General features: G+C 70.1%; 15 protein-coding genes and 1 tRNA gene. 10 read left to right on the forward strand and 6 right to left on the reverse strand.

The features are described from left to right. Positions 1-60: 60 nt before the first annotated feature. Together STRIP9103_RS00150 and STRIP9103_RS00155 are read right to left on the reverse strand one after the other, a co-directional pair. Positions 61-2,640 carry an ABC transporter permease gene (locus tag STRIP9103_RS00150; protein WP_009293217.1) on the reverse strand — a complete coding sequence of 860 codons (2,580 nt, stop codon included), beginning with the start codon at positions 2,638-2,640 and terminating at the stop codon, positions 61-63. Further along, positions 2,637-3,425, reverse strand: coding sequence for an ABC transporter ATP-binding protein (locus STRIP9103_RS00155; RefSeq protein ID WP_048819434.1), 789 nt, complete (start codon positions 3,423-3,425; stop codon positions 2,637-2,639). Before STRIP9103_RS00155 ends, STRIP9103_RS00150 begins: the two co-directional genes overlap by 4 nt. Before the next feature lie 434 nt (positions 3,426-3,859). Here STRIP9103_RS00155 and STRIP9103_RS00160 point away from each other — a divergent pair, with 434 nt between their 5' ends. Then, positions 3,860-5,353 (forward strand): MFS transporter, encoded by a 1,494-nt coding sequence (locus STRIP9103_RS00160; protein ID WP_009293209.1) that lies wholly within the window; start codon positions 3,860-3,862, stop codon positions 5,351-5,353. Between the two features lie 165 nt (positions 5,354-5,518). On the opposite strand, the gene STRIP9103_RS00165 is transcribed toward STRIP9103_RS00160, so the two are convergent. From STRIP9103_RS00165 to STRIP9103_RS00175, 3 genes are all read right to left on the reverse strand, one after another. Further along, positions 5,519-6,400 carry a hypothetical protein gene (locus STRIP9103_RS00165; protein ID WP_048819435.1) on the reverse strand — a complete coding sequence of 294 codons (882 nt, stop codon included), beginning with the start codon at positions 6,398-6,400 and terminating at the stop codon, positions 5,519-5,521. A gap of 245 nt (positions 6,401-6,645) precedes the next feature. Continuing rightward, positions 6,646-9,450, reverse strand: coding sequence for an SUKH-4 family immunity protein (locus tag STRIP9103_RS00170; RefSeq protein WP_009293201.1), 2,805 nt, complete (start codon positions 9,448-9,450; stop codon positions 6,646-6,648). Between the two features lie 7 nt (positions 9,451-9,457). Further along, the gene (locus STRIP9103_RS00175; protein WP_009293207.1) at positions 9,458-10,468 is read right to left on the reverse strand and encodes an SMI1/KNR4 family protein; all 1,011 of its coding nucleotides are present in this window, start codon (positions 10,466-10,468) and stop codon (positions 9,458-9,460) included. Positions 10,469-10,885: 417 nt separating this feature from the next. Between STRIP9103_RS00175 and STRIP9103_RS00180 the strand changes: the two genes are divergently transcribed. Both STRIP9103_RS00180 and STRIP9103_RS00185 read left to right on the forward strand, forming a co-directional pair. Beyond that, positions 10,886-11,389, forward strand: a complete 504-nt coding sequence (locus tag STRIP9103_RS00180) for a YwqJ-related putative deaminase (protein WP_181800127.1) — start codon at positions 10,886-10,888, stop codon at positions 11,387-11,389. Between the two features lie 230 nt (positions 11,390-11,619). Then, positions 11,620-12,114, forward strand: coding sequence for an SUKH-3 domain-containing protein (locus STRIP9103_RS00185; protein ID WP_009293197.1), 495 nt, complete (start codon positions 11,620-11,622; stop codon positions 12,112-12,114). 124 nt (positions 12,115-12,238) lie between these two features. Here STRIP9103_RS00185 and STRIP9103_RS00190 read toward each other — a convergent pair whose 3' ends face one another. Next, positions 12,239-13,570: a sensor histidine kinase gene (locus tag STRIP9103_RS00190; protein ID WP_009293213.1), complete on the reverse strand. Its 1,332-nt coding sequence runs from the start codon at positions 13,568-13,570 to the stop codon at positions 12,239-12,241. 167 nt (positions 13,571-13,737) lie between these two features. On the opposite strand from STRIP9103_RS00190, the gene STRIP9103_RS00195 reads away from it, so the two are divergent. From STRIP9103_RS00195 to STRIP9103_RS00225, 7 genes are all read left to right on the forward strand, one after another. Then, positions 13,738-14,610 (forward strand): hypothetical protein, encoded by an 873-nt coding sequence (locus STRIP9103_RS00195; RefSeq protein ID WP_009293212.1) that lies wholly within the window; start codon positions 13,738-13,740, stop codon positions 14,608-14,610. Between the two features lie 11 nt (positions 14,611-14,621). Next, positions 14,622-14,692 (forward strand) — tRNA-Gln (locus tag STRIP9103_RS00200). Between the two features lie 135 nt (positions 14,693-14,827). Beyond that, on the forward strand, positions 14,828-16,276 hold the full coding sequence (gene glmU / locus STRIP9103_RS00205) for a bifunctional UDP-N-acetylglucosamine diphosphorylase/glucosamine-1-phosphate N-acetyltransferase GlmU (protein WP_009293205.1): 1,449 nt from the start codon (positions 14,828-14,830) through the stop codon (positions 16,274-16,276). Between the two features lie 107 nt (positions 16,277-16,383). Then, positions 16,384-17,364, forward strand: coding sequence for a ribose-phosphate diphosphokinase (locus tag STRIP9103_RS00210; protein ID WP_009293191.1), 981 nt, complete (start codon positions 16,384-16,386; stop codon positions 17,362-17,364). A gap of 172 nt (positions 17,365-17,536) precedes the next feature. Continuing rightward, positions 17,537-18,130 (forward strand): 50S ribosomal protein L25/general stress protein Ctc, encoded by a 594-nt coding sequence (locus STRIP9103_RS00215; protein ID WP_009293215.1) that lies wholly within the window; start codon positions 17,537-17,539, stop codon positions 18,128-18,130. A gap of 73 nt (positions 18,131-18,203) precedes the next feature. Continuing rightward, positions 18,204-18,806, forward strand: a complete 603-nt coding sequence (gene pth / locus STRIP9103_RS00220; RefSeq protein WP_048819437.1) for an aminoacyl-tRNA hydrolase — start codon at positions 18,204-18,206, stop codon at positions 18,804-18,806. Between the two features lie 91 nt (positions 18,807-18,897). Then, positions 18,898-19,437, forward strand: coding sequence for a hypothetical protein (locus tag STRIP9103_RS00225; RefSeq protein ID WP_048819438.1), 540 nt, complete (start codon positions 18,898-18,900; stop codon positions 19,435-19,437). Positions 19,438-19,448 lie beyond the last annotated feature (11 nt).

Consider the following 19,448-nt stretch of genomic DNA (forward strand, 5'->3'; position numbering starts at 1 on the left):
GGCTCTCCCCCGGTACCCCCGTTGGTCCCGTGTCCCCCGTGTTCTGCGGCTCGTTGGTGGCTACTCCGTGGCGATCGCGTTCAGCACGTTCATGCGGCCGGCGCGGAACGCCGGGATCAGGGCGGCGAACAGACCCACGAAGGCCGAGCCGATGAAGACTCCGATGATGGTCGGCCAGGGGATGTCCAGGACCTTCAGGCCTTCCAGGGCGAGGAGTTGCTGGGCGGTGGCGCCCCAGCCCATCCCCAGGCCCAGGCCGAGCAGCGCGCCGAACAGCGCGATCACCACCGACTCCAGGCGGATCATGCGTCGCAGCTGGCGCCGGGAGAGGCCGATCGCCCGCATCAGGCCGATCTCGCGCGTCCGCTCGACCACCGACAGGGCCAGGGTGTTCACGACACCCAGGATCGCGACGATGATCGCGAGGGCCAGCAGACCGTAGATCATGTTGAGGAGCTGGTCGATCTGGCCCTTCAGGGCCTCCTTGTAGTCGGTCTGGTCGCGGACCTTGTACTGCGGGTAGTCGTGCAGCGCGTCCTTGAGGGACGTGTACGCCGCCGCCTCCTGGCCGTCCTTCGCCGAGGCGAACAGGAGCTGGTCGAGGGGCATCTTGTCGGCCGGGACGTACTTGGCCATCGTGTCGATGGAGGTGTACATGGCCCCGGCGTCGATGACGACGTCGCTGCTGGTGATCGCCCGGACGGTCAGATCGGCGGTGGAGCCGTCCTTGAAGGCGACGGCGATCTTGGAGCCGAGCGCGATGCCGTGGTCCTCGGCGAACTTCTCGTGGACGGACATCGAGTCCGGCTTGTAGGCGTCCGTCAGCTTGCCGGCGACGGTCTCGGTGGCGAGGTCCGTGGCGTAGCCCGGGTCGGCGGCGGTGATCGCCGTGTCCTTGAGGGTCTTGCCGTCGGGGGTGGTGAAGTCGGCCTTGGTCCACTTGTACTCGGTGATGTTCTTGACGCCCCGCGCGGACTTCGCGGCCTCGACCGCCTGCGGGGTGATGAGCTCGCCCCGGTCGGACTGGATGATGAAGTCCGTGCCGACGGTCTTGTCGAGTTGTTGCGTGGCCGAGGCGACCAGGGAGGAGCCGACGACCGAGAGGCAGGCGACCAGCGCGAGGCCGATCATCAGGGCGGCGCCCGTGGCGCCCGTACGGCGCGGGTTGCGCAGCGCGTTGCGTTCGGCCATCCGCCCGACCGGGCCGAAGATCCGCAGGACCAGCGCGCCCAGCACCCGGACCACACCGCTCGCGAGGAGCGGGCCGATGACGACGAAGCCGATGAGGGACAGCACGACACCGCCGCCCAGCCACATCGAGCCCTCGCTCGCCTTGTCGGCGGCGGAGGCGAGGTACAGGCAGTAGCCGCCGGAGCCGGTCAGGAACAGGCCGATCGCGGCCCGTACGACACCGGCCTTGACGTCGAGCGGGGCGCCGGAGTCGCGCAGGGCGGCCATCGGGGAGACCTTGCCGGCGCGGCGGGCGGGCACATACGCGGCGAGGATCGTGACGACGATGCCGAGGAAGAGGCCGATCGCCGGGGTGGTCCAGGCGATGGTGAGGTCGTCCGTCGACAGGTTCATGCCGGTGGCGCCCATGAGCTTCATCAGACCGATGGCGAGGCCGACGCCCGCGCCGACGCCGAGGACCGAGCCGAAGACACCGAGCAGCAGCGCCTCGACCAGAACCGACCGGTTGACCTGGCCCCGGCTGGAGCCGATGGCCCGCATCAGGCCGATCTCCCTCGTCCGCTGGGCGACCAGCATCGAGAAGGTGTTGATGATCAGGAAGATGCCGACGAGGAAGGCGATCCCGGCGAAGCCGAGCATCGCGTACTTCATCACGCCCATGAACTCGCCGACGTCCTTGGCGTTGGCGTCCGCGACCTCCTTGGCCGTCTGCACCTTGTAGGCACCGCCCAGCTCGGCGGCGACGTTCTTCTTCACCGCCGCGTCCGTGAAACCGGCCTCCGCGGTGACGTTGACGTTGGTGTACACGCCCGTCTCACCGACGAGGGCCTTCTGCGCGGTGGCGGTGTCCAGGTAGAAGATCGCCGCACCCGGGTTGGTGACCTGGAACTCGGCGATGCCCGAGATCTTCGCCGTGTGCGTGCCGACGGCGGTGATGACGCCGAGTTCGTCGCCGAGCTTCAGGTCGTGCTTGTCGGCGGTGTCGGAGTCGACCATGATCTGGTCCGGTCCGCGCGGCGCGGCGCCGGAGGCGATCTTCATGGTGCGGGCGTCGTTGGCGTTCCAGTTGCCGACGATGGTCGGGGCGCCGCTGGTGGGCGAGAGGCTGTCCTTGTCGGCGTCGACGACCGTCACCGAGGTGGAGAACACGGTGCCCTCGGCCGACTTCACCCCGTCCGCGCCGCCCACCTCGTCCACGACGGACGCGGGCATGACCGGCGGCTTGCCGTTGCCGGCCTGGGTCTCGCCGGTGTCCGAGGAGTTCTTGGCGCTGACCGTGACATCGGAGGCCGTGGCCGCGAAGAGCTTGTCGAACGTCGTGCCCATCGTGTCGGTGAACACGAGCGTGCCGCACACGAACGCCACCGACAGCATGACCGCGATGGCCGACAGGGCCATCCGTCCCTTGTGCGCGAAGAAGTTGCGCATCGAGGTCTTCATGACGGTCATGACGTACGCCCCCGCGCGTCGAAGTCCTTCATACGGTCGAGGACCTGATCGGCCGTCGGCTGGTGCATCTCGTCGACGATCCGCCCGTCGGCCAGGTACAGCACGCGGTCCGCGTACGAGGCGGCCACCGGGTCGTGCGTGACCATGACGATGGTCTGGCCCAGTTCGTCGACGGACCGCCGCAGGAAGCCCAGCACCTCGGTGCCGGCCCGCGAGTCCAGGTTTCCGGTCGGCTCGTCCCCGAAGATGATCTCCGGGCGCGCGGCCAGCGCCCGGGCCACGGCCACGCGCTGCTGCTGACCGCCGGAGAGCTGGGTCGGCCGGTGCTTCAGCCGCTGGGCGAGCCCCACGGTCTCCACGACCCTGGCGAGCCACTGCTTGTCCGGCTTCCGCCCGGCGATGTCCATGGGCAGGGTGATGTTCTCCATCGCGTTCAGCGTGGGCAGCAGGTTGAACGCCTGGAAGATGAACCCGATCCGGTCCCGGCGCAGTTGGGTGAGCTTCTTGTCCTTCAGCCCGGTGATCTCGGTCTCGTCCAGGTGGATCTGACCGCTCGTCACGGTGTCGAGCCCGGCGAGGCAGTGCATGAGGGTGGACTTTCCGGACCCCGAGGGGCCCATGATCGCGGTGAACTGTCCCCGCGCTATGTCCACGTCCACATGGTCGAGGGCGACGACACGGGTCTCCCCGGACCCGTACGCCTTCACGACCTGCCGCGCCCGCGCGGCAACGGCCGTACGCCCTCCAGTGCCCCCGTGCCTGGTGATGGTCACAGCCGATGTCACGGTATGTCTCCTATGTCGGTCAGTAGGTGAGCCGTACGACCTCACGAGATGAGGTGCCGGTCGTACGGGTGGTGCGGCGACGTCGGGTCGCGAAGTGGTGTGCCGTCGAGTCTGGTCGCGGCGGGGTGTCCGGCGCGCTGGTGCCCAGCGCAGTCTTCTGCGGGGGAAAACCCCACCCCTGTCGGTCCGGTGCGCCGCCCCCCAGCGGCGTAAAGCCAGGTTAAGGAGCGGCCCGGCCCTCTCTCGTCCTCCGGCGGTACGACCCCGCCCCGAGCCGTATGACGGAGGTTCCCCTAGGGGATCTCCGCCGACGGGTGAAGCCGGTCTCAGGGTTCGGGTCCCCCTTACGACGCAGTCAGGTTGCACCCTGCCGTTGCGTAAGAGTCAAGTGGGAAGCTGGGCTCCGGCACATAGATGCAAGGGGAAGGAATCCGGTGGGCGAAACGCGACCCGCGATACGCGACACGGCACAGCGCACCGGAACCGGCAAGCGAAGAGCCGTGGCCGCCGCGCTGATGCTGGCCATGGGCCTGGCCGCGCTGGACTCCACGATCGTCTCGACCGCCGTCCCGCAGATCGTCGCGGACCTCGGCGGTTTCTCCGTCTTCTCCTGGCTGTTCTCGGGCTATCTGCTGGCCGTGACGGTCACCCTCCCGGTATACGGCAAGCTCTCCGACACCTTCGGCCGCAAACCCGTCCTCATCGCGGGCGCGGCCCTGTTCCTGCTGGGCTCCCTGCTCTGCGCGCTGGCCTGGAACATGGCGTCGCTGATCGCCTTCCGCGTCGTCCAGGGCCTGGGCGGCGGGGCGCTCCAGGGCACGGTGCAGACCCTGGCGGCCGACCTCTACCCGCTGGAGGAACGCCCCAAGATCCAGTCCAAGCTGTCCACGGTGTGGGCGGTGTCGGCGGTGGCCGGTCCCGGGGTGGGCGGCGTCCTGGCCGCGTACGCCGACTGGCGCTGGATCTTCCTCATCAACCTGCCGCTGGGCGCGGCGGCGCTGTGGCTGCTGGCCCGCCATCTGCACGAGCCCCGGCGGGAGCGGACGAGCCGGACCCGGGTGGACTGGGCCGGCGCACTGACCGTGTTCGCCTGCGGAGGCGCCCTGCTGACGGCGCTGGTGCAGGGCGGGGTGGCGTGGGACTGGCTCTCGTGGCCGTCGATCACCCTGCTGGGCACGGGAGTCGCCCTGATCGCGGCGCTGGTGCTGATCGAACGCCGGGCCGCCGAACCGATCATCCCGGGCTGGGTGTGGCGCCGCCGCACGATCGCCGCGGTGAACCTGGCGCTCGGCGCGCTGGGCCTGCTGATGGTGGCCCCGACGGTCTTCCTGGCGACCTACGCCCAGTCGGTGCTGGGTCTGGCCCCCGTGGCCGCCGGTTTCGTGGTGTCCATCTGGACGCTGAGCTGGCCGGTGTCGGCCGCGTTCAGCCAGCACGTCTACCGCCGGATCGGCTTCCGGGACACGGCGATCCTGGGCATCGCGGCGGCAGCGGCGCTGCTCTTCGCCTTCCCCTTCCTCCCGTATCCGGGCGAGGCGTGGCAGCCGACGTTGCTGATGCTGCTGCTGGGCGCCGCGCTGGGCCTCTTCCAGCTCCCCCTGATCGTGGGCGTCCAGTCGACGGTGGAGTGGGAGGAACGCGGCACCGCCACCGCGTCCATCCTCTTCTGCCGCCAGACGGGCCAGACCCTGGGCGCGGCGGTGTTCGGCGCGATCGCGAACGGAGTGCTGGCGTCCCGGCTGGGCGGCGCCGGGGACCTCGACGCGGTGACCCGTTCCCTCGACACCGGCACCGCCGCCGAGCCGGTCCGCCGGGCGGTGGCGGACGCCGTCGACGCCGTGTACCTGGGCGCGGCCTGCGCGGCGACGCTGGCCTTCGTCGTCCTGCTGGTGCTGGCGCCCAGAAAGTTCCCGGTCCTCAGGGACTGAGCATCACGCGTACGAGGTGCTCAGCCGTGCCTACCCGGACGAGGCGCGTGACAAGCTCCAGTCCGTGAGGGCCGAGACACCGAGTGTGGTGCGGATCTGCTCACCTGCGGGCAGACAGTCCGTGTTCTGAACGCGACTCCGGCCGGGCCGAGACGGAGGAGCAGCTCAATCGGTCAACGCCGAGAGGCTGTCGCGGACATAGTGCATCTGCGCCCGCACGTCGTCCCGCCTCTCCCCGTGCTCCCGCAGCACCCTCTCGGTCTCCCGCACCACCCGCTCCTCCCGGAGCCGAGCCTCCGCGATCACCTCAGCGGCTTGGGCCTCGGCCTCGATCCGCATCTGAGCCGCAGCCCGTCGAGCCTCCGCGAACCCCCGCTCCGCGTCGGCGACGGCGGCCTCCGCGGCGGCGACCCGCTCGACTTGGCGCTCGTCGAAGGCGGCCTCCCGCTCGGCGACCTCCCGCTCCATGTCGGCGACCCGCTCGGCGTACTCCTTGTCGAGCTCGGCAAGCATCCCCTCGGTCCGCTCCCGCACCTCCCGCAGCGCGGCCAGCGCCTCACCGCGCCTCTCCTTCACAGCCCGCCGCGCCGCGATCCGCAGGTCGTCGGCCTTGGCCTGGGCGGCCAGCAACCGCTGCCGGGCACGCTCCTCGGCCTCGCCGCGCACGCCGTCGGCGTAGGCCTGCGCGGCCTCCCGCAGCCGCCGCCCCGCCTCCTCGGCCTCCTCGACGACCCGCCGGGCCTCCCGGCGCGCACCCTCGCGTACCGCCCAGACCTCCTCAAGACCGAGCTCGAACAGTTCCCGGGCCCGCCCGCCGAGCGCCTCGTACGTCTGCGGGGCCAGCCCGGTGACAGTCTCGCGCAGCCGGGCCAGTCCGGCACCCATGTCCCTGGCCAGCACGGTCAGTCGCGCGGCCCGCTCCCACGCGGCGTCCCGGTCCCGCCCGAGGGCCACCGCGCGGGCTTCCACCTGGTCGGGGCGGTAACCACGCCGTACGACGTCGAAATCGAGATCGAGACCGTGGGGTGCCATCGATGCGCTGCTCATGCTGGACCCTCTCCGCCGGACGCACACGAAATGATGATTTCGCACACATACTGATGTATCGGACAGAAGTGTTCATAACGCGACACTCCGTACGGTAGTCACGGACGCCCGGAACGCGAAAAGGGCCTGGTCCGGTCGTACGACCGGGCCAGGCCCACGCGCCTCCGCGTCAGCGGAAATCAGCGGCAGTCAGCGATTGTCAGCGACATTCAGCGACAGCCGGCCGCCGTGTCAGCGGCAGCGGTTCACAGCAACCCGTCCCACATCTCCTCCAGCAGCACCGACCACCAGCTCTCCGGCGAGGCGAGCGCCGCCGGGTCGAGAGCGGCGAGTTGAGCCTGGAAGTCGACGGTCCAGCGGCCCGCCTGCTCCTGGTTCAGACCGAAGCGCAGACGCCACATCCGGCCGAGCAGAGCGAGGCAGCGCGCGAACTCCGGCAGCCCGGTGTTCACGAACTGCGGCGGCACGGGCGCACCGCCCGGCCCGGCCTCCACGGGGACGGCCACGATGTTCGCCGTGCCGTACTGCACACACAGCGCCTTGCCGAAATCGCTGCCCATGACGAGGTACGAGCCCGCGTCGGCCGCCGGCTGCACACCCCGCTCCTGGGCCATCTCCGCCAGCGTCGGCACCGGACGCCCCGACTGGGCCTGCGCCCAGAAGAACGGGCCCATGTCCACCGGCAGTCCGGCCACCACCAGGGTGTGCGCCACGATCGGCGGCACACCCTGCCGCGACACCGCCTGCTGGTCGAACCGGAAGATCCCCGGCCCGAACGCCGCCGCCAGCTCCTGCGCGATCGCCTCCGGCGGAACCGGCGGCGCCGGCTGCACCGGCGGCAACGGCGCCCGCACCGGCGCCGGCCGCGCCGGGCCGTCCGCCACCTGGTGCAACTCACCCTGATGCGCGAGGAGTTGAGCCATGCCCTGCTGCCGGCTCGCATGGTCCTTGCCGTACGGGGCGATGGACGTGATGCGGGCGTTCGGCCACTGCTCGCGGATCATCCGCGCGCAGTACGCACCCGGCAGCTCGCACGACTCCAGCTCCGTGTGCAGTTCGAGAACCGCCTCCGGGGGGATGTTCATGCCGCGCAGCTCATGGAAGATCTGCCACTCCGGGTGCGGGGTACCCGGCGCGGACCGCCGGATCACCTGCTGCTCGGAGCCGTCGGGCGCGCGATAGCGCAGTACGGCCTGGTAGCCGGGGCCGACGGTCGGCTGACCGGCGGGCGGCTGCGGATACCCGTACGCGGGCGGAGCCCCCATCGGCGCACCCGGCCCACCCGGCGGCCCGGGCATCGGCCCACCCGGATGACCGGGCTGCCCCGGCATCCCGGGCGCGGCCCCCGGCGGCATCCCAGGAGGACCGGGCGGCTGCGGAACGCCGGGACCGCCGACCGGAGGCCCGGCCAGCATCGTCTCGGCATGGTGTACGGGGCCGGGGGCACCCGGCGGTGTCCCCGGCTGACCCGGAGCACCAGGCGCACCGGGCATACCGGGCGCGCCCGGCGGCTGCGGCGCACCCGGGCCGCCCACCGCGGGACCGGCCAGCATCGTCGCCGCATGGTGGACACCACCGGCGGGCGTACCCCCGGGCGGATTCGGCGGCACCCGGAGCATCCCCGGCGCGCCAGGAGCCCCGGGCTGCCCCGGAGCGGACGCGCCCGGACCGCCGGGGCCGCCCGGACCGCCGGGGCCGCCGAGCGAACCCCCGAGCCCGTCCGGGCCGAGGGACGAGACGAGCTGCGTCGGCACATAACCACCCGCCGGAGTACCCGGCGCACCAGGCGCGGACGGCGGCGGAGGCGTGCTGCCCGGTCGGGCACCCGGCGTACCGGGGGTGCCGGGCGGAGCCGGAGGCGGAGGCGTGCTCGGCCCACCGCCCCTGCCGCCCCGACGCGGAGGCGGCGCCGCCTTGCTCGTGGCGGCGTCGGCGATGTCACCGGCGTTGGGCGCGAGCGAACGCCCCTGCGGCGTACCAGGACCCTGCGGGGCGCCCTGCGGATACCCGTACGAGGGCGCACCCGGCGGCGGGGTACCGGGACCCTGCGGGTACCCGTACGAAGGCGCACCCGGCGGTGGCGTACCCGGCCCGCCCGGCGCCCCCGAGTCGGGGCCGTCGCCGGGCCCGCCGATGGCCGGCGCCACCGTCGTACGCGGAAGCTGGCTGCCCCCGGACATCAGCGCCGTCTTGGCGTCCGGCGGCGCGGAGGGCGTCGGGTTGTCGTCCTCGCCGTTCACCTCGGACAGCTGCTGCGCGAACACCGTCTCCGGCAGCGGTACCGAACGGTCCTCCTCCGCGTCGGCGTTGGTGTCCGTCCCGGCCCACGGAGTCGCCCCCGCGGGCACACCCGGCACCGCGTCGTGCGGCTCGGCGTCCCTCGGCGGCACCGCGTCCCGCACCTCGTCCTCCGCCGAAGCGGCGGCCGGCCACGGCGTGGCATCGGCCGGAACCCCGGACCCGAAGGAACCACCGGAGCCGCCGGACATGGGCGCGGCGGGCGAAGCGCCCGCACCCGGCAGCGTCTCGGGCATCGGACCAGCGCCCCCGGGCAGCCCGTTGGCACCCGAGGACCCCGCGTCGGCCGCCGCCGGACGAGACCCGGCACCATCGGACGCACCGGAACCAGCGCCCGTACCCGCGCCCGAGGTGGCGGCCCCCGACCGCCGGTCCGGAATCCCCATCCTGTCCGCCGCGTCCTGCAACCACTCCGGCGGAGTCAGCAGGAACGACGTCTGATTGAGGTCCACCCGGGCCGGAGGGGCCGCAGGCGCCACCGGAGCCGCGTCCGGACGGGCGTACTCCTCCTCATAGCGGCGGATCACCTCACCCACCGGCAGCGACGGCCACAACGTGGCCTCCCCGCTGTCCCGCGCGATGACCAGCCGCTGCGCGCCGCCGTCGGAACGCGGACCGTCCGCGCGGTCCTCCGCCCACACCACGAACCCGAGTTCGAACTCCCGCACCCGCACCTCACGGTGCTGGTAACCGGGAACGTCCCCGTTGATCCACTCCTCGGCACGCTCCTGCGCCTGAGCGAACGTCACCATCGAAAACTCACTCCCCCGCCGAAGACGTCACGGCGCCCGCGGCCACCGGTACGGCGCGCGCGAAGCCACCGTCCACCATCAGGTTGGCCACCGTCTCCAGTTCCGGCGGATTGCCCGCCAGCCGGGACAGAAACGCGTCGAAATCCTCACCCGCGGGGCGCAGCAACCGCTCCACCCGCTCGGCCGGCGGCCACGACGGATCGACGTCACGGGCGTCGTCGTACGCGCAGAACCACACCGACCCGATCCGGTCGCCCTTCACCTTCACCGCGAGCAGCCCACCCTGTGCGAACGCGACGCCCAGATAGTCCTTGGTGAGATGGTCCCGCAGACACTTGTTGACATAGACGAGATCGTTGACGGCGGCCTCGTCGCGCACCGTGAAGAACGGCTGGTCGACCAGCAGCCCCAACTCCGCGTCCAGCGCCGCCCCGACGGGAGCACAGCCGCCCGCCGCCTTCAGAAACGACCGGTACGCACCCGGCAACCGGTACCCGAGGTCCTCCTCGACCCCCTGCACCTGCGACTCGGTCACCGCCACCGCCGACGACTTCGGCAGCCCGAAATGCGCCGGCCGCGTCTCCTGCAACGGCCGCGTGCCCCGCTTGTTCTGATCCACGCGCGCCGTCGCGATACCACCGTGATGCCGCAGCAACGCCTTCACCTCGACCGGCACCAGCTCCAGCCGCCGACTGCCCACCACGTGATGCCACGTCCACCCGTGCGGCGTCGCCACAGCCGGAATCGTGTCCCACAACTCATGCCCGGTGGCCGCCAGCGCCGCGTTCGCCGACACATAGTCCGTCAACCGCAGCTCATCGACACCGAACCCCTCCGGAGGATCCGCGATCTCCGCCGCCGCACGCGCATAGGGCGAGAAGTCCGGATACCCGTGCGCGTCAACACGGACACCCCTCGGATGACGCGCGGCCCGAACCGGGTCCGGAAACTGCACGACCTGCCCGGCATAGGCCGCGTTCGGCGGCGCGGCTTGCTGCCCGAGCCGACCTGTCGTCATGGCGGTAGCCCCCTGCGGCGTTCTGTGTGAACTGTTCTGGCTGTTGGGCGAACTGTTCTGGCTGTTCTTGGCTGTTCTTGGCTTGTCTTGGCTTTTTTAGCTGTACCGGCTGCACCGGCCGGCCGTGAAAAGGCCCGCGTACGACCCGTTCCGACGGCCCCGACCCGCCCCGGCCCCCCTCTCGAAACGCTCTCCCACAAGCCCTCGATCACGGAACCGCACGGGTCGCGGTTGTCGACAGCCTATGCGGTACGGCGACACCGGTCACCGGGCCTCCGCTACCGTGACCAGCCGTCACACGACCCTCACGCAGCGCCGAAGACCGGGCGTGTCGCACTGCCCCAGCTTCCACACCAGCCACACCGTTTGGCACTCTGTGTCCGCTGACGGGGGATGTAACAGGAGGGGATGACGACCATGAGCGCGACGCAGGCGGGACCCACGGGAGACCCCCGCATCGGCTGGAGCACCGCCGAACAGCCCCACACCCCCACCCTCCTCCACCGCCGCGACGGCATCCTGCCCACCGTCGCCGCCGCCCTCTCCGTACGCGGCGAGACCCTCACCGGCACCGCCGCCCGCGGCGACCAGCCACCCCCACTGCACCCCCTCGTACAGGAGTTCCTCGACTCCCTCGCCACCGCACAGCGCGACCGCTTCACCGGCCGCTGCGCCGAGGCCATCCTCATCTCCCGCCACATCACCACCGCCGACGCCGCCCGCAGCAAGCGCGCCTCCCGCAGACCCATGACCAACGGCGAGGCCCGCAAAGCCCTCAAGCAGGCCAAACTCACCACCCGCCACATCCGCGAGGACGGCGACCCCCTCCACGGCGGCTTCGCCACCCCCTGCCGCTCCTGCACCGCCCTCAGCGCCCACTTCGGCGTACGCATCGTGAACCCGGCCGAGGACACATCGTGAGCCCCGCCGACACGAACCCACCGGGAAACCGACCCGGCGACGGCCCCCGGAGCAACCGAACAGCCCTTCAGCACCGTCTCTGAAGGACCACCCCGGAAATCCGGACATCACAAAACCCGCCCCAGGGCCACAGAATCACCTGGTACGGATCACACGGACAACACCGATCACCCGGTACACCGACGTCCGCCGTACCACGCACCGACGAACCCCCGACGAACAAAGGGCAGATGCACACCGACCGCACCTCGACCACGCGCTTCTCCGTACCCGTCGACGCCGCCCTGCGCGCCGCCGGCTGGCAGCCCGGACGCTGGGACATAAAGCAGGCCGAGATCTGGGCCGACACCCTGCGCGAGCACACCTCGCCCGCAGGCCACCGGCACGCCGTCTTCCCGGCCGCCGTCGAAGCGTGGGCCGAGTTCGGCGGCCTCCGCCTCAACGCACAGGGGCCCGGCCGCCAACTCGCCCCCGCCGACCTCCACCTCGACCCCCTGCACGGCCTCCACATGGCCCGCACCCTCGGCGACCTCGGCCGCGCCCTCGACACCGAGGTCTGCCCCCTCGGCCACGAAACCGCCACCCGAGCCCTGTTGGCCGTCGACACCGACGGCCGCGCCTACGCCCTCGACCACACCGGCGACTGGTACCTGGGCCCCACCATCGACGCGGCCCTCACAACCCTGCTCACCGGCACCGCCCCCACCCGCCTGACAGCAGGCTGAGCCCCCGGCGGCACCCTGTCAGCGCCGGTACGCGAATCCCACCCCCGCCCAGCAGAAGCCGCCGGGTGCCCCACACATCCGCCCAGCCCCAGCCCCAGCCCCAGCCCCAGCCCCAAGCAAACCCCTACGCCGCCGGAATCACCGCCGACACCCGAAACCCCCCGGCCTCCGTGGGCCCGGACACGAACACACCCCCCAGCTGAGCCACCCGCTCCTTCATGCCGAGCAACCCGTTCCCCCCACTCGGCAACCGCGCGGCCCCCGCCACCCCCGGCTCCGGCGGCGGCCCGTTCTCCACCTGCATCGCGATCTCCGCCGCCCGATGCGCCAGCCGCACATGCGTCTTCGCCCCCGCCGCATGCTTGTGAACGTTCGTCAACGCCTCCTGCACCACCCGGTACGCCGTCTGCTCCACCTCGGCCGCATACACCCGCACCTCCCCCTCCACCGACAACTCGACAACCATCCCCGCAGCCGCCGACTGCCCCACCAACTCCTCCAACTCCGCCAACCGAGGCCCCTCCCCCGCCTCCTCCTCCGCCCGCGAAGCCGCCGCAGCCGCAGCCACCCCCACCGCGGCCAACGGCACCGACGCCGGCTCCCGCACCACCGACGACAACCCCTCCCCCGACCGCAACACCCCGAGCATCTCCCGCAACTCGGTCAACGCCTGCCGCCCCATGTCCCCCACGAGCACCGCGTTCTTGACGGCCTTCTCCGGATCCTTCCGCGCCACCGCCTGCAAGGCGGCAGCATGAACGACCATCAACGACACCCGATGCGCGACCACGTCATGCATCTCCCGCGCGATACGAGTCCGCTCCTCCCCCCGAGCCCACTCCGCCCGCTCCTCCGCCCGCTCCGCGAGCAACTGAAGCTCCCGCTCCAGCGAGTCCGCCCGCTCCCGCAGACTCTCCATCAACCGCCGCCGCGCCCCCACGTACAACCCGAGCAACACCGGCGGCGCGGTCAGCCCGATCGCCACCGCCAACGACACGAACGGCGCGAACCACTCCCCGCTGACCCCCGCGTCCCCGCTCACCTCGCTCTGCGTCGTCTGCACGAACCAGACGATGAACACGCCACAGAACGCCATCCCCGACAGCGCCCCTATGATCCGCCGCGGCGCCTCCGACGCCGCCAGCGTGTACAGCCCGACGAGCCCCATCAGATACCCCATCTGAGCGGGCGCGACAGCGACAAAGACCAGGACGACGGCGACGGGCCACATCCGCCGCACCAGCAACACCGACCCGGCGGCGGCCCCGAAGACAACCCCCACCCCCACCGGCAACCCGGCGCTGCCCGCGAACTGCTCCCCCTGCACCGCGCACTCGACCGCCGACACCAGCGCCAGCCCACCGTCCAGCAGGGCTCCACGCCACCGCTCCCACCACCACGGCCCGGCCCTCTCCTCCGCCTCGGCCCCGGTGCGGTGTTCCCCCATCGTGGTCATGACCCAAGCCTACGTTCGAGCGCCCTCGCTTTTCCGGCGAGTTTCTTGTACTGGCCTACACCACACCCCGCATTCGAACAGAAGCGAAACCACCCGGTATCCCTCGAACTGCTGAATCGCCCACCGTTCGACTCCGGAACCCCACATTCCGCCCAGACGGTATGCCCATGGCACACGCACACAGCAAGTACGCCGACTTCGAGGGCCTGCGGGAGCGGGCGATCACCTTGCGGCGAGCCGGCCTCAGCCTCCGGCAGATCAGAGACGAGCTCGGCGTCCACAACAACGAAACCCTTCAGCGCCTCGTCGAGGGTGAACCACCTCCGGAATGGACGAAGCGCCCCAGGGCGAAGGACGACCTCCGCAAGAAAGCACGCGAGCTACGCCGCCAGGGTTGGACGTACAACCAGATCCAGGCAGAACTGGGCTGCTCGAAGAGTTCTGTCTCACTGTGGGTGCGGGACCTGCCCACACCGGAGCCACGATGCACACCCGAGGAGCAACGGGCACGGATGAACGCGGGGCTCGCACGGCTGCGCGCCGAGCAGGATCGCGAGCGCCAGGCAGTCAAACAGGCTGCAGCCGCAGAGGTTGGCGAACTCTCTGATCGCGAGCTGTTTCTCGTCGGCGTCGGCCTCTACTGGGCTGAGGGCTCCAAGGACAAGCCTTACCGCCGCACCGAGGTTTTGCAGTTCATCAACAGCGACCCCAACGTGATCAAGCTCTTCCTGCGCTGGCTGGAGCTGCTCGATGTAGCACGGGATCGCCTGACCCTTCGAGTCAGCATCCACGAGTCCGCAGACACGGAGGCTGCCGAGCGGTACTGGGCAGACATCACAGGCGTCGATCCATCAGCATTCAGCAAGGCCACCCTGAAGAAGCACAACCCGCGCACGGTCCGCAAGAACACCAACGAGGCCTATCACGGCTGCCTCGTGATCTATGTCCGACAGAGCGCTGACCTATACCGTCGCATGGAGGGCGCTTGGTACGGCATAGTAGGGGCTGCACCTGAAGCCGATCTAGAGATTCGGACATAGGGAGCAAACCATCCCGGGTCGTCTAATGGTAGGACAAAGAGTTTTGGTCTCTTGAATGAGGGTTCGATTCCTTCCCCGGGAGCCCCAGCACACAAAACCTCGGTTCGGGTCCTGACCCCCACAAGGCGGGTCAGGACCCGCTCACATTCCCCCTCACAACCCCCCGGTATCCTGCGGATGTCCACACCCCACCCATCCACAGCCGAAGGGCATCCCCGTGAGCGCAACCCGCCCGGCAGCCGTCGTCGTACTCGCAGCGGGTGAGGGCACCCGTATGAAGTCGGCCACACCCAAGGTTCTGCACAGCATCTGTGGCCGCTCTCTCGTCGGTCACGTACTCGCCGCCGCGCGGGAGCTTGAGCCGGAGAACCTGGTCGTGGTCGTGGGGCACGCCCGCGAGAAGGTCGCCGCGCATCTCGCCGAGATCGACCCCGGCGTCCGTACGGCGATCCAGGCGGAGCAGAACGGCACCGGGCACGCCGTACGCATGGCCCTCGAAGAACTCGGCGGCACCGTCGACGGGACGGTCGTGGTCGTCTGCGGCGACACCCCGCTGCTCACCGGCGCCACCCTCCGGGCCCTCGCCGCCACCCACACGGCCGACGGCAACGCGGTCACCGTGCTGACCGCCGAGGTCCCGGACGCCACCGGCTACGGCCGTATCGTGCGCGACGGCGCCTCGGGGGCCGTCACCGCGATCGTGGAGCACAAGGACGCCTCCGAGTCGCAGCGCGCGATCCGTGAGATCAACTCCGGGGTGTTCGCGTTCGACGGCCAGCTGCTCGCGGACGCGCTCGGGAAGGTCAGGACGGACAACTCCCAGGGCGAGGAGTACCTGACGGACGTCCTCGGCATCCTGCGTGAGGCCGGGCACCGGGTCGGCGCCTCCGTGGCCGGCGACCACCGGGAGATCGCCGGGATCAACAACCGCGTGCAGTTGGCGGAAGCCCGTCGCATCCTCAACGACCGGCTGCTGACCGAGGCCATGCTGGCCGGTGTGACCGTCGTGGACCCGGCCACCACGTGGGTGGATGTGACCGTGACCTTCGAGCAGGACGCGGTCGTCCACCCCGGCACCCAGCTCCTCGGCGCCACGCACCTCGGCGAGGGCGCGGAGGTCGGTCCGAACTCGCGGCTGAAGGACACGAGGGTCGGGGCCGGTGCGCGGGTCGACAACGCCGTGGCCGACAGCGCCGAGATCGGTCCGCAGGCGGCCGTCGGGCCGTACGCGTATCTCCGTCCCGGTACCCGTCTGGGGCTGAAGGCCAAGATCGGTACGTACGTCGAGACCAAGAACGCGAACATCGGCGAGGGTACGAAGGTGCCGCACCTGTCCTACGTCGGTGACGCGACGATCGGTGAGTACACCAACATCGGCGCGGCGAGCGTGTTCGTGAACTACGACGGCGAGCAGAAGCACCACACCACCGTGGGGTCGCACTGCAAGACAGGTTCGGACAACATGTTTGTGGCGCCTGTCACGGTTGGGGACGGTGCGTACACCGCTGCCGGATCGGTGATCACGAAGGATGTGCCGCCCGGTTCGTTGGCCGTGGCCCGTGGCCAGCAGCGGAATATCGAGGGTTGGGTGGCTCGTAAGCGTCCGGGGAGCGCGGCGGCGAAGGCGGCCGAGGTGGCTTCCCGGGAGGCGGAGAGCGAAAGCTGACTGGAAACGGGTGCGTCGGGGACGGCGTACCGTGATAAGTGCACACCCGCACCCCAGCTGAGTGGCTGTCGCGCGCCCAGCTGAGAAACCTCTGAGGAGACAGTGCTGTGACCGGGATCAAGACGACCGGCGAGAAGAAGTTGATGTTCTTCTCCGGCCGCGCACACCCCGAGCTTGCCAAGGAGGTCGCCCAGCAGCTGGATGTCGGGGTCGTCCCGACGAAGGCGTTCGACTTCGCCAATGGTGAGATCTATGTCCGTTACGAGGAGTCGGCTCGTGGTGCGGACTGTTTTGTGATCCAGAGCCACACGGCTCCGATCAACCAGTGGGTCATGGAGCAGTTGATCATGATCGACGCGTTGAAGCGTGCGTCGGCCCGCTCCATCACCGTGATCGTGCCGTTCTACGGTTACGCGCGGCAGGACAAGAAGCACCGTGGGCGTGAACCGATTTCGGCGCGTCTGGTCGCCGATCTGATGAAGACGGCGGGTGCGGACCGGATTCTGGCCGTGGATCTGCACACGGACCAGATTCAGGGGTTCTTCGACGGTCCTGTCGACCATCTGTTCGCGTTGCCGCTGCTGGCGGACTATGTGGGCGACAAGGTGGACCGCGAGAAGCTCACGGTCGTCTCTCCGGACGCGGGTCGTGTGCGGGTGGCCGACCGCTGGTGCGACCGGCTGGGCGCTCCGCTGGCCATTGTGCACAAGCGTCGTGACAAGGATGTGGCGAACCAGGTCACCGTGCATGAGGTCGTCGGTGATGTGAAGGGCCGGATCTGTGTTCTGGTCGATGACATGATCGACACGGGTGGGACGATCTGTGCCGCTGCCGATGCGCTGTTCGCGCATGGTGCGGAGGATGTGATCGTGACGGCGACGCATGGTGTGCTGTCGGGTCCGGCGGCGGACCGGTTGAAGAACTCGCGGGTGAGTGAGTTCGTGTTCACGAACACGCTGCCGACGCCGGGTGAGCTGAGTGGTGATCTGGACAAGATCACGGTGCTGTCGATCGCGCCGACGATCGCGAGTGCGGTGCGTGAGGTGTTCGAGGACGGTTCGGTGACGAGTCTGTTCGACGAGCAGTAGAGGTAGAGATCGTTTTGGGTAGGGCCTCCCTGTCCGAGTAGACTGCTGCAGTTGCTCGGCGAGGGAGGCCGTTCCCGTTCGAGGGTTCGGCGGTCCGTTATCGACGCGCTCTTCGTAGCAGGCCGTTCGTGGCCGGGTGACCCCGTCCCTTCTACCTCTACGAGGAGTGATCATGTCCGAGGTGAAGCTCGCCGCGTCGACGCGTACCGAGTTCGGCAAGGGTGCCGCCCGTCGTATCCGTCGTGACGCCAAGGTTCCCGGTGTTCTGTACGGTCACGGTTCCGACCCGCTGCACCTGACCCTGCCGGGTCACGACCTGCTGCTCGCGCTGCGTACGCCGAATGTCCTGATCTCTCTGGACATCGACGGCAAGACCACGGAGCTGGCCATTCCGAAGGCTGTGCAGCGTGACCCGCTGAAGGGTTTCCTGGAGCACGTCGACCTTCTGATCGTGAAGAAGGGCGAGAAGGTCAACGTCGAGATTCCGGTGCACACCGAGGGTGAGCTGGCGCCGGGTGGCAACCTGCTGGAGCACGTGCTGAACGCGCTTCCGGTCGAGGCCGAGGCCACGCACATCCCGGAGTCCGTGAGCGTCTCCGTCGAGGGCCTGGAGGCCGGTGCGTCGGTCCTCGCGAAGGACATCACGCTGCCGAAGGGTGTCAGCCTGGCCGTCGAGGACGACGCGGTCGTTCTGCAGGTCCTGGCCGCGCAGGCGGAGGAGCCGTCCGAGGGGGGCGCCGAGGGCGAAGCGGTCGCCGAGGCCTGACCTGCGGTTCAGCCGTAGCAGACTGTCAGCCGCCGTTCCCTTTCCGGGGGCGGCGGCTGCCGCATAAGGAGACATGCACGTGACGACCGACGCCACCGTCCCCTGGCTCATCGCCGGGCTCGGTAATCCGGGGCCCGAGTACGCCATGAATCGGCACAACGTCGGGTTCATGGTGGTCGATCTGTTGGCCGAGCGGATCGGGGGGAGGTTCAAGCGGGCCGGGAAGGCTCAGGCGCAGGTCGTGGAGGGGCGGATCGGGCCGCCGGGGCCGGGGAATCGGCGCGTGATTCTCGCGAAGCCGATGTCGTACATGAATCTCTCGGGCGGTCCTGTGAACGCTCTGCGGGACTTCTACAAGGTGCCGGTGGCGAACATCGTGGCGATTCACGACGAGCTGGACATCGACTACGGGACGCTGCGGCTGAAGCTCGGTGGTGGTGACAACGGTCACAACGGGCTGAAGTCGATGACGAAGGCGATGGGGTCGGACTATCACCGGGTGCGGTTCGGGATCGGGCGTCCACCTGGTCGTATGCCGGTCGCGGACTTCGTGCTGAAGGATTTCTCCTCCGCCGAGCGCAAGGAGCTGGACTACTTCGTGGACCGGGCCGCGGACGCCGTGGAGTGCCTGGTCATCGAGGGGTTGGAGCGGGCGCAGGGGACGTACAACTCCTGAGGCGGCCGGTGGGCGATCACTGCGGCGGTCGTACGGCGTGTTGTGGGTGGTCGTGGCCTGCGAGGGTTGACCGACCGCAGTGGCATGGCCAATGATCCCGGCCATGCCTGCGACCTCTGCCACCGCTCCCCGCTCGCGGCGTGCCCGTGCGGCGCGCGGCAAGGGCGGTGGTGCGTCGAGCGCGTTGCGGTACGGGCGGCTCGGGGCGACGGGTGTGGTCGCGCTGTTGATCCTGGTCGCGGGGGTGTGGGGGTCCTGGGGTACCGCTCAGCACGTGATGCTGAGCAAGGGGCGCGAGAAGGGGACGATGACCGTCTCGCGGTGTGACGAGAAGACGTGTTGGGGGCCGTACGCCCCGGTGTCGACGGGTTCGACGGCGCGGGAGCGGGTCGATATCGAGCGGTCCGTGGCGGTGGAGCCCGGCAAGACGTATTCCGTGGTCGTGAAGCCGGGCAGCAGTGATGTCGTGCGGACGGGTCCGGCGGGTCTGCTGCACGCCTGGGTGCCCTTCGGTGGTGCCCTGCTGCTGGCGTCGGTGGTGGTGGCGGGCGGTCTGCGTATGACCCGCTCGGCGTGGGTGTTGGGCGGGGCGGGGCTCGCTCTGATCACGGCGGCTTGGGTGGCGCTCTGAGCCGGGTGCTT

The sequence above is a fragment of the Streptomyces ipomoeae 91-03 genome (assembly GCF_000317595.1).
Classification (GTDB): Bacteria; Actinomycetota; Actinomycetes; order Streptomycetales; family Streptomycetaceae; genus Streptomyces; species Streptomyces ipomoeae.

Excerpts from the sequence above, each read along its gene's own strand:
- STRIP9103_RS00185 (WP_009293197.1), top strand. The coding sequence starts at position 11,620 with ATGCACACCGACCGCACCTCGACCACGCGCTTCTCCGTACCCGTCGAC.
- STRIP9103_RS00190 (WP_009293213.1), bottom strand. The coding sequence starts at position 13,570 with ATGACCACGATGGGGGAACACCGCACCGGGGCCGAGGCGGAGGAGAGG.
- pth (WP_048819437.1), top strand. The coding sequence starts at position 18,204 with ATGCACGTGACGACCGACGCCACCGTCCCCTGGCTCATCGCCGGGCTC.
- STRIP9103_RS00225 (WP_048819438.1), top strand. The coding sequence starts at position 18,898 with ATGATCCCGGCCATGCCTGCGACCTCTGCCACCGCTCCCCGCTCGCGG.
- STRIP9103_RS00175 (WP_009293207.1), bottom strand. The coding sequence starts at position 10,468 with ATGACGACAGGTCGGCTCGGGCAGCAAGCCGCGCCGCCGAACGCGGCC.
- STRIP9103_RS00165 (WP_048819435.1), bottom strand. The coding sequence starts at position 6,400 with ATGAGCAGCGCATCGATGGCACCCCACGGTCTCGATCTCGATTTCGAC.
- STRIP9103_RS00170 (WP_009293201.1), bottom strand. The coding sequence starts at position 9,450 with ATGGTGACGTTCGCTCAGGCGCAGGAGCGTGCCGAGGAGTGGATCAAC.
- STRIP9103_RS00195 (WP_009293212.1), top strand. The coding sequence starts at position 13,738 with ATGGCACACGCACACAGCAAGTACGCCGACTTCGAGGGCCTGCGGGAG.
- STRIP9103_RS00150 (WP_009293217.1), bottom strand. The coding sequence starts at position 2,640 with ATGACCGTCATGAAGACCTCGATGCGCAACTTCTTCGCGCACAAGGGA.
- STRIP9103_RS00215 (WP_009293215.1), top strand. The coding sequence starts at position 17,537 with ATGTCCGAGGTGAAGCTCGCCGCGTCGACGCGTACCGAGTTCGGCAAG.
- STRIP9103_RS00180 (WP_181800127.1), top strand. The coding sequence starts at position 10,886 with ATGAGCGCGACGCAGGCGGGACCCACGGGAGACCCCCGCATCGGCTGG.